This is a genomic window from Streptacidiphilus sp. PB12-B1b (genome assembly GCF_014084125.1).
Lineage (GTDB): Bacteria > Actinomycetota > Actinomycetes > Streptomycetales > Streptomycetaceae > Streptacidiphilus.
Genome location: NZ_CP048405.1, coordinates 3,691,038 through 3,704,085 on the forward strand (window position 1 = coordinate 3,691,038; position 13,048 = coordinate 3,704,085).

General features: G+C 74.9%; 9 protein-coding genes. 5 read left to right on the forward strand and 4 right to left on the reverse strand.

Going from position 1 to position 13,048, the window contains the following annotated elements:
• Positions 1-43: 43 nt before the first annotated feature.
• A complete protein-coding gene (locus GXW83_RS16495) occupies positions 44-6,388 on the reverse strand; it encodes a non-ribosomal peptide synthetase (protein WP_225447036.1) in 6,345 nt (2,114 codons plus the stop codon).
• A 224-nt stretch (positions 6,389-6,612) separates the two neighbouring features.
• On the opposite strand from GXW83_RS16495, the gene GXW83_RS16500 reads away from it, so the two are divergent.
• Entirely contained in the window at positions 6,613-6,939 is a 327-nt protein-coding gene (locus GXW83_RS16500) for a hypothetical protein (RefSeq protein WP_182443815.1), read from the forward strand.
• Between the two features lie 44 nt (positions 6,940-6,983).
• Here GXW83_RS16500 and GXW83_RS16505 read toward each other — a convergent pair whose 3' ends face one another.
• Positions 6,984-7,340, reverse strand: coding sequence for a hypothetical protein (locus GXW83_RS16505; protein ID WP_182443816.1), 357 nt, complete (start codon positions 7,338-7,340; stop codon positions 6,984-6,986).
• A gap of 124 nt (positions 7,341-7,464) precedes the next feature.
• On the opposite strand from GXW83_RS16505, the gene GXW83_RS16510 reads away from it, so the two are divergent.
• The 4 genes from GXW83_RS16510 (at position 7,465) to GXW83_RS16525 (ending at position 11,175) form a co-directional block, all read left to right on the forward strand.
• The gene (locus GXW83_RS16510; RefSeq protein WP_182443817.1) at positions 7,465-8,130 is read left to right on the forward strand and encodes a DedA family protein; all 666 of its coding nucleotides are present in this window, start codon (positions 7,465-7,467) and stop codon (positions 8,128-8,130) included.
• A 119-nt stretch (positions 8,131-8,249) separates the two neighbouring features.
• Positions 8,250-9,149: an RNA polymerase sigma factor SigF gene (locus tag GXW83_RS16515; protein ID WP_182443818.1), complete on the forward strand. Its 900-nt coding sequence runs from the start codon at positions 8,250-8,252 to the stop codon at positions 9,147-9,149.
• A gap of 85 nt (positions 9,150-9,234) precedes the next feature.
• The gene (locus GXW83_RS16520; protein ID WP_225447037.1) at positions 9,235-9,684 is read left to right on the forward strand and encodes an ATP-binding protein; all 450 of its coding nucleotides are present in this window, start codon (positions 9,235-9,237) and stop codon (positions 9,682-9,684) included.
• Positions 9,685-9,843: 159 nt separating this feature from the next.
• Positions 9,844-11,175 (forward strand): MFS transporter, encoded by a 1,332-nt coding sequence (locus GXW83_RS16525; protein ID WP_182443820.1) that lies wholly within the window; start codon positions 9,844-9,846, stop codon positions 11,173-11,175.
• A 41-nt stretch (positions 11,176-11,216) separates the two neighbouring features.
• Here the strand turns inward: GXW83_RS16525 and GXW83_RS16530 are convergent, their stop codons facing one another.
• Both GXW83_RS16530 and GXW83_RS16535 read right to left on the reverse strand, forming a co-directional pair.
• On the reverse strand, positions 11,217-12,182 hold the full coding sequence (locus tag GXW83_RS16530; RefSeq protein WP_182443821.1) for a sensor histidine kinase: 966 nt from the start codon (positions 12,180-12,182) through the stop codon (positions 11,217-11,219).
• A complete protein-coding gene (locus GXW83_RS16535; RefSeq protein WP_182443822.1) occupies positions 12,179-12,997 on the reverse strand; it encodes an MEDS domain-containing protein in 819 nt (272 codons plus the stop codon). The genes GXW83_RS16530 and GXW83_RS16535 overlap by 4 nt, the downstream gene beginning before the upstream one ends.
• Between the last annotated feature and the right edge of the window lie 51 nt (positions 12,998-13,048).

A 13,048-nucleotide genomic window follows, 5' to 3' on the forward strand; every position in this document is an offset into this window, starting at 1 on the left:
CGGGAGCGCATCCCAGGCAGTGTTCCGGCAATTCCCCGCAGAATCAGGCAGGAATGCGCTGCGCATTGCCGCCGGACCGTCCCGGCCCGGAGCAGGGGAATTCGAGGCGGGCAGCCAGGGCGGAGACGGTTCGACAGCGGAACACCAGGCTGACGTCCGGGGCGTACCCGTATTCCTGCTGAATGCGCCCGACCAGCCGCAGGGCCCGCAGCGAGTCGCCGCCGCAGGCGAAGAAGTCGTCGTCCGCCCGCAGCCCGTCCCGCTCCAGCACCTCGGCGGCCAGCGCCAACAGCGCCGCCTGCTGCGGCCGGGCGTCCTGCGGCGGGGCGTCGGGCCCGGCCGTCGGCCGGGGGAGCGCAGCGGTCGGCGCGGGAGCCCGTACCGGTCGAGGGCCCGGCGGGTCGGCGAGCAGGCCGCTCACCCGCGCCCCCGGGTCGGCGGCGAAGGCCCCGAGCAGGGACTCCAGCCGCCGCAGCAACTCGGCCGCCTGCCCGGAGCCGATCAGCTCGGCACGGTGACTGACCGTCAGCTGGAGCCGCTCACCGGGGGCGGCCATCAACTTCAGCGGGTAGTGGTAGGCGTCGCAGCCGGAGAGGCCGGTGATCCGCAGCCCGGCGCCGGGCACGGCCTGCTCGGCGGCGTCCTGCGGGTAGTTCTCGAACACCATCGAGCTGTCGTAGAGCGGGCCCAGGCCCGCCAGCCGCTGGATCGCGGCGGCCCCCAGGTGGCTGTGGCGGGAGAGCTCGGCCTGCTCCGCCTGCACCCGGCCGAGCAGCCCGGCCAGGGTGTCCCCGGGCTCCAGCCGGATCCGCACCGGCACCGTGCTGATCAGCAGCCCGACCATCTCCTCCACCCCGGGCAGCTCCGGCGGGCGCACCGAGACGGTCGCGCCGAACACCACGTCCCGCCGCCCGGTCAGCCCGGCCAGCAGCAGCCCCCAGGCGCCCTGCACCACCGTGTTCAGGGTCAGCCCGCAGCTCCGGGCCCGGGCGGTCAGCGCCTCGGTCAGCGGTCGGGGCAGCTCGCTGCCGACCGTCAGCGGAAGCGTGGGCAGCGCGGCGGCGTCGGCGCCGGGCGCCAGCAGCGTCGGGCCGGGCAGCCCCGCCAGCGCCGATCGCCAGGCCGCCTCGGCCTCGGCGACGTCCTGCTCCGCCAGCCACTGGGCGTACCGGCGCAGCGGGACGGCGGGCGGCAGGGCGTCGCCCGCGTACAGCCGGAACAGGTCGCGCAGGAGCAGCGGCAGCGACCAGCCGTCGGCCAGCAGGTGGTGGCTGGTGAAGACCAGGGTGTGCCGGTCGCGGTCCAGCCGCAGCAGGGCGAAGCGCAGCAGCGGCGGCTGTTCGGGGTCGAACCGGCGCAGCCGGTCCTCGGCCAGGAAGCCGCCGAGCCGGTCGTCCCGGCCGGGGCCGCGCAGGTCGTGCTCCTGCCAGGGGACGGCCACGGTGCCCGGGATCGCCGCCACCGGCATGCCCGCGCCGGTCGGGGTGAAGGCCGCGCGGAGCGCCGGATGGCGGTCCACCAGCGCCTGGCAGGCGGTCCGCAGCCGACGCTGGTCCAGCGGCCCGCCCAGGTCGACGACCAGCTGCACGTGGTAGACGTCCGGGCGGTCGCGGTCGTAGCGGGCGTGGAACAGCAGGCCCTGCTGAAGCGGCGTCAGCGGCAGCACGTCGTCCAGCCCCTGGGCTGCCCAGCGCGACTCCAGCCGCTCCAGCTCCTGCTGGGTCAGCTCGGCGGGGGCGACGTCGGAGGGGGTCAGTCCGCCGCTGCCGGGCAGCGCGGTGTGCCCGACCAGGGCGCGCAGCGCCGACAGCCACGCCTCGCCGAGCTGCTGCACCTCCTGCTCGTGCAGCAGCTCTCCGGGCCAGGTCAGCGAGGTGACCAGGTGCGGCCCGGCGGGGGAGTCCTGGGTCACCGCGGTGACCTCCAGCGCGTGCGGCATCGACATCCGGGCGTTGGCCGCCGGGCCGGTGGCGTCCGACTCGGCCGCCTCCTGCCACACGGCCCCGGCCTCCTCGGGACCGGCGCCGCCCGGGGCGGCGAAGCGGCCCAGGTAGTTGAAGCCGATCTGCGGGGTGGGCAGCCGTTCCAGGAGGGCGGCCGTCCCCGGGGCCAGGTGGCGCAGCATGCCGTAGCCGAGACCGTGGTCGGGCAGGGCGCGCAGCTGCTCCTTGACCCGCTTGAGCGCGCCGCCCAGGCGCGGGTCGGCGGCGTCCGCGCGCTCCCAGCCGCTCGCCCCGGGATCCAGCCGGACCGGGTGCAGGCTGGTGAACCAGCCCACGGTGCGGGACAGGTCCAGCCCGCCGCCGAGATCCTCCCGGCCGTGGCCCTCCAGGTCCACCAGCACGTCGGTGCGCTCCCGGCCGCCCAGCGCAGGGCGCAGCGGATCCCGTCCGCGCCGCCAGGAGCCGACGGCCAGCGCCAGCGCGGTCAGCAGCACGTCGTTGATCCCGGCGTGGTACGCGGCCGGGGCGGTCGTCAGCAGCGCTTCGGTGTGCTCCGGGCCGAGCCGGAAGGTCAGCGAGCGGGCCGTGCCGAAGACGTCCCGCGCCGGGTCCGGCGGCCGGTCGGCCAGCGGCTGGTCCGGCCGGGCCGACTGGGCTGCCCACAGCGGCAGTTCGGCGGTGCGGGCGGGCTCGACGGCGGCCTCGGCCAGCCGCCCGGCCCAGGTGCGCAGCGAGGTGGGCACCGGCGGCAGCTGCGGCGCGCCGCCCGCGGCGACCGCCTCCCAGGCGGCCCGCAGGTCGGGCACCAGGATGCGCCAGGACACCCCGTCCACCACCAGGTGGTGGGCGGTCACCAGCAGCCGTCCGGCGGCGCGGGGGCCGGCGTCGAACCAGACCAGCCGCACCGTCTGCCGTTCGTCCGGGGAGAGTTCGGCGCGGGCGCGGGCGGCCTCCGCGCCGATGACGGCCCGCAGCGCCTCGCCGTCCAGCCCCTCGGCGTCCACCCGGCGGACGCAGTCCCAGGCCCGGACCGAGCCGGGCGGGGCGATGTCCAGCGCCCACTGCCCGCCGGGGGTACGGGTGCGGCGCAGCCGCAGCGCGTCGTGCCGGTCCAGCAGCGCCTGGGCGGCCGCCGTCAGCCGCTCCAGCCCCAGCCGCGCGGGCACCCGCAGCAGCGTGGACTGGTGGAAGTCGTCGGTGGGGCCCTGCTGCCCGCGCAGCCAGTGCATGATCGGCGTGAGCGGCAGCGCCCCCGTCCCGGCCTCCGGCGGTTCGCCCGCCGCGCCCTCGGCCCGGCGGGCGCACCGGGCCAGCTCGGCGACGGTGCGGTGGGTGAACACCTCCTTGGGGGTGAGCACCAGACCTGCCCGGCGGGCGCGCGCCACCAGCTGGATGGAGACGATGGAGTCCCCGCCGAGGTCGAAGAAGCTGTCGTCGGCGCCCACCTGCGGCAGGCCGAGCAGGTCGGCGAAGAGGCCGCCGAGCAGCTCCTCGGCCGGGCCCGAGGGTGCCCGGCCGTCGGCCGCCCGGACCAGGGCCGGGGCCGGCAGTGCCTTGCGGTCCAGCTTGCCGTTGGGAGTCAGCGGCAGCTCGGCCAGCTGCACCAGAGCCGCCGGGACCATGTAGTCGGGCAGCGTCTCGGCGGCGTACGCCAGCAGCTGCTCCGGCTCGACGGCCTCGGCGGCGGTGTCCGGGACGGCGTAGCCGACCAGCCGCCTCACCCCCGGCTGGTCCTCCCGGACCACGACCGCGACCCGGGCGACGGCCGGGTGCCGGGCCAGTACGGCCTCGATCTCGCCGAGCTCCACCCGCAGGCCGCGGATCTTGACCTGGTCGTCGGCCCGGCCGAGGTACTCCAGATCGCCCTCGGCGGTCCACCGCACCACGTCCCCGGTGCGGTACATCCGCCCGCCGGAGGCGCCGAAGCCGTCGGCGACGAAGCGCTCGGCGGTCAGCACCGGCCGGTGCGCGTAGCCGTTGGCCAGCTGGCGCCCGGCCAGGTACAGCTCGCCCGGCATGCCCGGCGGGACCGGCCGCAGCGCCTGGTCCAGCACGTAGACCCGGGTGTTCCAGACCGGTCGGCCGATGGGCACGGTGGTCGCCTCCTCGCCCGGCCGGCAGGGCCAGTAGGTGACGTCCACGGCGGCCTCGGTGGGGCCGTAGAGGTTGTGCAGCTCCGCGTCCAGGGTCTCGAAGAACCGGTTCTGCACCTCGGGCGGCAGGGCCTCCCCGCTGGCGAACACCCGGCGCAGGCTGGTGCACTCCCGCACCGCCGGCTCCTGCAGGAAGACCTGCAGCATGGACGGGACGAAGTGGGCGGTGGTCACCGACTCCCGCCGGATCAGCCCGGCCAGGTAGGCCGCGTCCCGGTGCCCGCCCGGCGCGGCCACCACCAGCGCCGCCCCGGTCTGCAGCGCCCAGAAGAACTCCCAGACCGAGACGTCGAAGCCGGAGGGCGTCTTCTGCAGCACCCGGTCGCCGGGCCCGATCGGGTACTGGTGCTGCATCCACAGCAGCCGGTTGACCACGGCGGCATGCGAGACCACCACCCCCTTGGGGCGGCCGGTGGAGCCCGAGGTGAAGATGACGTAGGCCGGGCTGCTCCCGACCAGCCCGCGCTCCCGGCGTTCGGCGCCCGCGCCCTGCGCCGCGGCGGGGGCGGGCAGTGGCGGCAGCGGGGCGTCCAGCAGCAGCCGGGGCAGCGGGACCGGCGGCAGCGCCTGGGCGACCGGCCCGGTGGTCAGCAGCAGCGCGGGCGCGGAGTCCTCCAGGATGCAGGCGATCCGCTCCGCCGGGTACTCCGGGTCGACCGGTACGTAGGCCGCGCCCACCGCCGGTATCGCGTGCAGCGCCACCACCAGCTCCACCGAGCGGGGCACGGCGACGGCCACGTAGTCCCCCGGGCGCACCCCGCGCGAGCGCAGCTCCTGCGCCAACCGGTCGATGCGGGAGGCGAGTTCGGCGTAGCTCAGCGACTCCTCGGCGAAGACCACGGCGGTGGCGCCGGGGGTGCGGGCGGCCTGCGCCTCGAAGAGGTCCGGCAGGGTGGTCTCCGGCACCGGCCGCGCGGTGTCGTTCCAGTCGCGCACGGTACGGGTCCACTGCGGGTCGGGCATCAGCGCGATCCGGCCGACCGGGGTGTCCGGGGCGTTCAGGCAGGCGTCCAGCAGGATCGCCAACCGGGCCGTCAGCCGCTCGATCACGGCGTGCTCGAACAGGTCGGCGCGGTAGCTGATGCCCAGTTGCAGGGTGCGGCCCTGGGCGGCGGTTAGGCTGAGCGGGTAATGCATGGTGCCGGTCTGCTCCGGGCCCTCCTGCTGCTCGGCCAGCGGGGCGATCCGCACCCTCCCGGCCCGCGTCTCCTCCTCGTTCCAGCCCAGCCCGGCGTTGCTGAAGGCCACGGCGGTGTCGTACAGCTCGCCCAGCCCGGCGCGGTGCCGGATCTCGGTCAGCCCCAGGTGGTGGTGCGGCTCCAGCTCGGACTGCTCGCGCTGGATCCGCGCCGCCAGTGCCGACAGCGGCTCGGCCTGGTCCAGCCGTACGCGCACCGGGACGGCGTTGATCAGCAGGCCGACGATCTCCTCCACCCCGTCCAGCTGCGGCGGCCGCCCGGACACCGTCTGCCCGAACACCACGTCCTGACGTCCGGTCAGATCGCTGAGCAGCAGCGCCCACAGGCTCTGCACCACGGAGTTGAGGGTCAGCCCGGCGGTCCGCGCGGCCTGCACCAGGCGCGCGGTCTGCTCCTCGGGCAGCTCGTGCACGGCCAACCCGGGCATGCCGGTGGAGCCCTGCGCCGCGCCGCCGGGGGCCACCAGCGTCGGCTCCTCCAGCCCGGCCAGCGCGGCCGACCACGCCTTCTCGGCGCAGGCCCGGTCCTGGTCGGCCAGCCAGGCCAGGTAGCGGCTGAAGGGCTGCACCGGCGGCAGCCCGGCGGCGTCCGCACCCTGCTCGTACAGGGCCCACAGGTCGCGCATCACCAGCTGGAACGACCAGGCGTCCAGCAGGATGTGATGGTACGTCAGAACCAGCGCGCAACTGCCTTCGGCCAGCAGCACCAGGGTGGCCCGGAGCAGCGGCGGGCGGGCCATGTCGAATCCCCGGGCCCGGTCCTCGGCCTGGTGGCGGCCCAGCCGGGCCTGCTGCTCGGCCGGGTCCAGCCCGCGCAGGTCCAGCTCGGACCAGGGCAGGGCGACGGTGCGGCGGATCAGCTGCACCGGCTTGCCGTTCTTGCGCAGCTGGTAGCCGGCCCGCAGCACGGCGTGCCGCTTCAGCAGTTCGGTCAGGGCCGCCCGCAGCACCTGCGGCGACAGCTCCCCCTCCAGGCCGAAGGACACCTGGATGGTGTAGACGTCGACGCTGTCGTCGTCGTACAGCGCGTGGAAGAGCATCCCCTCCTGCAGCGGTGTCAGCGGCAGAGCGGCTTCCAGGGGTGACTGCGACACTGTCGGACTCTCCAATCGGGCCTCGGCGGTCACGGAGCGTCCGATCGGGGCGGGACCTCCTCCAGGGACCACTCCGGATCCTGCCGACTGCGCCGGGCCGGCTCCAGGCAGCGCGGCGGCAACTGGGGAGTGCCGGGCGAGGTGCCGGGCCGCGTCCGCTGCCGGTCGGCTGGCCGTCGCCGGTTGCTGCGTGTGGGGTCCGTGGGACGGGGCAGGCGTGCCGCATGACCGAGGCACTGGTGGAACGCGACCCGGGGCGCATGGACCGGGACGACATGGCGGCCGTACTGGCCGCCCTCGACGGCATCGCCGTCACCGCGGAGGCCACCCGGCCGCAGACGGCCGACCAGGCCGACGGCTGGGTGCTGTGCCTGCACTGGCTGCAGGAGGGGCCGGTGTCCTCGGACACCGAGGCCGCCCTGCCCGACGCCATGGCCGCCATCTGCTCGCACTTCGCGGCCCGCTCCAAGCAGCCGCCCGCGCGGATAGAGCTGCGCGGCCCGGACCACGGGCTGCTGCTCACCGTCCCGGCGGACGCCCCGGCCCGCTGACCGGCCCGCGCCCGGACCGGCCGGCATTCACGGCCGACGGGCGCTCAGGGCTGGTCGTTGCTGTAGCCGCAGATCCAAACCAGCGCGTCGTGCGCCCCCTGGACGTAGTCGCGGGCCACCGTGCGCAGCGTCTGGTTCTCCAACTGGACGGTAGCGGCGTCCACCTCGGCGGTGATGGCGCCCATGCCGGGCTCGCGGGCGCCGCGCGCGCCGGTGATCGGCGCGGATTCGGCCCGGCCCAGGGCCCAGAGCAGCCCGCTCTCCATGCCCCGGTAGAACTGGGTCTGGGTCTGGTGCGAGCCCACCGTGCCGTGCAGTGAGTCCAGGGAGCGTTCCACCTCCGTCCGTGACCGCGCGCCGATGACCTGGGTGCCGTGGGTGTGGTTCGGTGTGGCCTTCATAAGAGTCGTCTAGCCGCGGAACAGCCGGGAATGCCTCCGCGGGGCAGCCGATCCGGCGCGCCTCCCGAGCCGGTTGCGGCCGGGGGACGCGGGTAGGTGGACGGTACCCGGCGGAGGAGGGGCGATGACGCCCGAGTTGCCCGGTGCGCTGGCCCGGCTGGCACCGCTGCTGGAGCACTACGGATACGCGGCGGTGTTCCTGCTGGTGCTGCTGGACAACTGTCTGGTCCCGGTGCCCGGCCAGACCCTGCTGATCGCCGCCGCCGTCTATGCCGGAGCCGGCAGCCTGAACCTGGCCGCGGTGGTGGCGGTGGCCGTCCTGGGCGCGGTGGTCGGCGACACCCTCGGCTACGTGATCGGCCGCACCGGCGGCCGGGCCTTCATCCACCGCTACGGCCGCTACGTGCTGCTCCCGCCGGACCGCTTCGCCTCGGTGGAGGCGTTCTTCACCCGCAACGGCGGCAAGGTCGTCCTGTTCTCCCGGTTCATCGACGGGCTGCGGCAGACCAGCGGGGCCCTGGCCGGGATCACCGGCATGCGCTGGCACCGCTTCGCCGCCTACAACGTCGCCGGGGCGGTGCTCTGGGTGGGGGTGTGGGCCGGGCTCGGCTACTCCACCGGAACCCACATCGGCGCGGTCTACACCGAGGTCATCCGCTACCAGTTCTACGTCCTGGCGCTGCTCGTCGCGGGCGTCGCGGTGCTGGTCACCCGCCGGGTGCTGCGCCGTCGCCGGGCCGGGCGGGACGGCCCGGCGGACGCCCCGAAAACAGCACCGAAAACAGATTGAGATCGGAGTGAATGGATCCGGGAAGCGGGGGTAGACGCGGCGTCGGAGTTCAGAACGTCGAGTTGCGCGGAGCGGCACCGAGGTCAACGGGTGCCGGTCCGCCGCCAGGGAGGAACGCGATGACCAGCACCGCATTTGCCGTGTCGACGGCCGCCGAGGCCGGTACCGGAACCGGTACCGAGGCGCACCAGGAGACCGGGGAAGCATGGGTGCCGCCGCTGCCCGAGACCTCTACGGCGTCCGCAGTCGGCCCGGCGGACGCCCGGGCGATGTCCAAGGTGCTGTTCGCGCGGATGGCGGCGCTGGAGGAGGGGACGCACGAGTACCAGTACGTGCGCAACACCCTGGTGGAGATGAACCTGACCCTGGTGCGCTTCGCGGCCGGGCGGTTCCGCAACCGCAGCGAGCCGATGGAGGACATCGTCCAGGTCGGCACGATCGGCCTGATCAAGGCCATCGACCGGTTCGACCTGGAGCGCGGCATCGAGTTCCCGACCTTCGCGCTGCCGACCATCATCGGCGAGATGAAGCGCTTCTTCCGTGACACCAGCTGGGCGGTGCACGTGCCGCGCCGACTGCAGGAGCTGCGGCTCGCCCTGGCCCGGGCCACCGACGAGCTGTCGCAGACGCTGGACCGGGCCCCGACCGCGGCCGAGCTGGCCGCGCACCTGAACCTGACGGTGGAGGAGGTCAGCGAGGGCCTGGTCGCCGCCAACGGCTACTCGGTCAGCTCGCTGGACGCCCAGCCCGGTGACGACGACAGCGAGACCGGCGCCTCCATCGCCGACCGGGTCGGCGCTGTGGACCCGGGCATGGAGGGCATCGAGAACCTGGAGTCGCTCAAGCCGCTGATGGCCCTGCTGCCCGAGCGCGAGCGCGCCATCATCTCGCTGCGCTTCGGCGCCGAGCTCACCCAGTCGCAGATCGGCGCCGAGCTGGGCATCTCGCAGATGCACGTCTCCCGGCTGCTGTCGCGGGCACTGGGCCGGCTGCGCAGCCAGCTGCTCGTGGAGGAGTGAGCCTTCGCCCCCTGACAGCTGACGTCCCCCCAGTCGTGATCCCCAGTCCTCGGAGAGGTGAGCCGTGGTAATGATGCTTGAGTCGATGCCCCCGGGTTCGACCGCGCTGCGGCCCGGGCTGCCCCCGGGCGGCCAGATCCGGCGGCTGCTGCTGCCCGGGGCCCAGGGCGCGGTGCGGCGCAGCCGCGCCTTCACCCGGGACGCCCTGGCCGACTGGCAGTGGCTGCCGGGCGGCTCCCGTGAGCAGTGCGAGGTGGCGGAGGACGTGCTGCTGCTGGTCTCCGAGCTGGTCACCAATGCCTGCCTGCACGCCGGTCGCCCCACCGGGCTGGTGCTGCGGTGCAGCGGTGACCGGCTCCGGATCGAGGTGTCCGACGCCAGCCCGGTGCCGCCCGCGCCCCGCCCCCGGCCCTGGCACGAGGCCGCCCGGCCCGGCGGCCACGGACTGCACATCGTCGCCCGGCTCGGCACCGACTGGGGCTTCGCGCCCGGCCCGGGCGGCAAGACGGTCTGGGTCGAGGTCGCCGCGCCCTGAACCCGCGCTGAGCCGAAACCCCGAGCCGGAGCTCTGCGCCGGAGCCGGGCGCCGCCGTTCCGGCCACCCTGACCGGCGACGCGGTGATCATCTCGCTAGGCTGTGCCAGGCGGCGGTCGCAGCAGGCGGCGCCGCCTCGCGTCCGGAGGAACGGTGGCAGTGGATCGGCAGTCCGGTGGTTTCTGGCGGGTGACGTTCTCCTCGCTCAAGGTCCCGAACTACCGCAGGTACTTCCTCGGGCAGTCGGTGTCGCTCATCGGCACCTGGATGCAGATGGCGGCCCAGTCGTGGCTGGTGCTGACGCTCACCCACTCCAGCACCTACCTGGGCCTGACCGTCGCCCTGCAGACCCTGCCGGTGCTGCTGCTGGGCCCGTACGGCGGCGTGATCGCCGACCGCTCCGACAAGCGGCGGCTGATGGTCGGCCTGCAGATCGCCATGGGCGTCCAGGCGCTGGTGCTGGGGCTGCTGACGGTCTTCGGCGCGGTGCGCTTCTGGCAGGTCTGCGTGCTGGCGGTACTGCTCGGGCTGAACAACGCCTTCGAGAACTCCGCCCGGCAGTCCTTCGTCCAGGAGATGGTCGGCAAGGGCGAGCTGCGCAACGCGATCACCCTGAACTCGGTGACGGTCAACGCCGCCCGGGCGATCGGCCCCGGCGTCGGCGGCGTCCTGATCGCCACCGTCGGCATCGGCATCTGCTTCCTGCTGAACGCGGCCAGCTACGTCGCCGTGGTCGCCTCGCTGCTGCTGCTGGACCGCTCCGCGCTGCGCCCCAGCCCGCCCGCGCCCCGGGCCCCGCACCAGCTGCGGCAGGGGCTGGCGTACGCCGCGGGCGTGCCCACCATCGCCGTGCCGCTGGCGATGATGGCCCTGGTCGGCCTGCTGGCGTACGAGTTCCAGGTCACGCTGCCGGTCTTCGCCGCGCACACCTTCCACAGCGGCTCGGAGGCGTACGGCTTCATGACCGCCGCGACCGGCGTCGGCGCGGTGATCGGCGGGCTGTTCACCGCCGCGCGCGGACGCACCGGGCTGCGGTCCATGGTCGTCGCCGCGACCGGCTTCGGCATCGCCATGCTGCTCAGCGCCTACGCCCCGGCGTTCGCGCTGGCCTGCGTGGGGCTGCTGTTCGTCGGCTGGGCCAGCGTGTCGTTCATCGCCATCGGCAACTCCACCATCCAGCTGTCGGCCCGCCCGGACATGCGCGGCCGGGTGGTCGCGCTGTGGCAGGTCGCCTTCCAGGGCACCACCCCGATCGGCGGACCGCTGGTCGGCTGGATCATCGCGCAGTCCGATCCGCGCACCGGCATCGCCGTCGGCGGGCTGGCCTGCCTGGTGGCCGCCGGGGGAGCAGTGCTGTTCCACCGCCGCCGCGCGGCTGCCGCGGCTGCGGCGCCGGTGGCCGACGCCGCCGGTCCGGGTACCGTCGCGGCCGAGCCGGGCACCGGCCCGGCGGCCGGGGCGGACTCCGGCACCTCCGGCACCGTGCGCTGACCCGCCGGGGGAGAGCCGGTCGAGGGAGCCGGCCGGGGCTGTCAGCCCAGGGCGACGTGCAGTCGGACCACGGTCCCGGTCTCCGCCGTGGAGCGGATCTGCACCAGGTCGCACAGCTGCTGGACCAGCCACATGCCCCGGCCGCCGATCTGGTCCACGGTCGGCCGGATCCGCCCGATCAGCGGGTCCTCCAGGTGGCCGGAGTCGCGGAACTCGCAGACCAGGCTGGTCTCCTCGGCCCAGACCCGGAGCGAGCCCCGGCCGCCGCCGTACTTGATGCTGTTGGAGGCTACCTCGGTCACGGCGATCAGCAGCTCCCGCAGCCGCGCGCCCTCCAGCCCGTGCTCGGTGGCGCAGGCCGTGACCCGGGCCCGCACCGCCGCCAGCTCACCGCGACGGAAGTCCAGCTCCTGCAAGGGGTCGCAGGGCGATCCCAGCTCCGCGAAGGCGTACGGCTCGTCCACGAAACCGCTGCTCGGACCGTGGTTCCCGGCGCTCAGCAGCAGCGGGTGGCAGCGCTCGGCCGCCTCCAGCACGGTCGGCTCCAGCGCGGCGGTGTCGTACGGGCACAGCAGCCACCAGGCCGGTGAGCGGGCGAAGGCGAGGTTCAGCAGCCACTCGTGGTAGTGCAGCTCACCGGCCTCGGCGGTGCTCCGGTCGGCCCAGGACGACTCGCTGATCCCGCGGACCTGGTGGCCCTCGGTGGCGCGCTTGGCGATCCAGTCCTGCCAGGCCGGGATCAGCCGCGCGGGGTTGCGGCCCAGCGCGGTGGTGTCCATGAAGGAGACGCTGTCCGCCGCGCCGCTGCCCTCCAGCTCGGCGCGGAGCATCTGCTCCTTGGAGTCGGCGACCGCGACCAGCACCAGCTCCCGCCCGGCCCGGGCGTCGTCGATGAAGGACAGCGCCCCGGAGAGGAACTCGGCCTCCCCGGCGTACGGGTACAGCTCGTGGCGGAAGCCGTCGCCGGAGTCCGTCCCGGCGCCGGCGGGGCCGACGGTGTCGCTCATGGCGTCAGCTCCACCGGGATCTGCGGGGCGTCGAAGCCGAGCAGCGTCCAGCAGCGGCGCACCGTCTCGTTCGCTCCCTCCACCACGATCCTGCGGCCGGGGAAGGCGGCCGCGGCCTCGGCCAGGGCCTGCATGCCGGCGGCGTCCATCAGCTCCAGTCCGTCACAGCGCAGCCGCACGGTCGTGGAGCGGGACAGCAGCCCGCTGACAGCCGTGCGGAAGGTCGCGGCCCCGTCGCTGTCCACCACGCCGCTCACGCTCCAGCAGTCCGGTTCAGCGCTGAACATCCGAAAATCCGGCATCACCGGCCTCATGCCCACAGTATGCGGATGTACGCCCACGGACTGATCCAGCGCCGCGCCCGGGAAGCTCTGCCGGTGGTAGGCGCAGACGACCAGCGCCCCGCCCTCGGCGACCAGGGCGTCCAGGCCCAGCTCGTGCCGGGCCACCTCGGCCGGGCTGGCCCCGCCGGGCCACACCCGGTCCATCCGGGCCAGCACCCGCAGCGCGCGGAAGCCCTCCCGGGTGGCGGTGTCGGCCTCCCGGCGGACGGCGCCGAGCATGGCCTCCGGATCCCAGCAGCCGCCCTCGGCGCGGCCCAGGTCGGGATCGAGCACCAGCCCCTGGGCGGTGCCCTGCTGCAGCCAGCGGCTCCCGGGCGCGCCGACCACCAGCACCTTGTCGCCGAACAGCGCGCCGTCGGAGAGGAAGGCCCGGGCCGTGCCGGTGAAGTCGTCGCCGGGGCCGACCAGCCAGCAGACGTGGTCCCCCACCTCGACCGGGTCCAGGGTCGGCACCGTGCGTGCACTCCTCACGCCGACCTCCTCCGTCCGCCGCACGGGCCGTCGCCGGGCCGATGACACGGC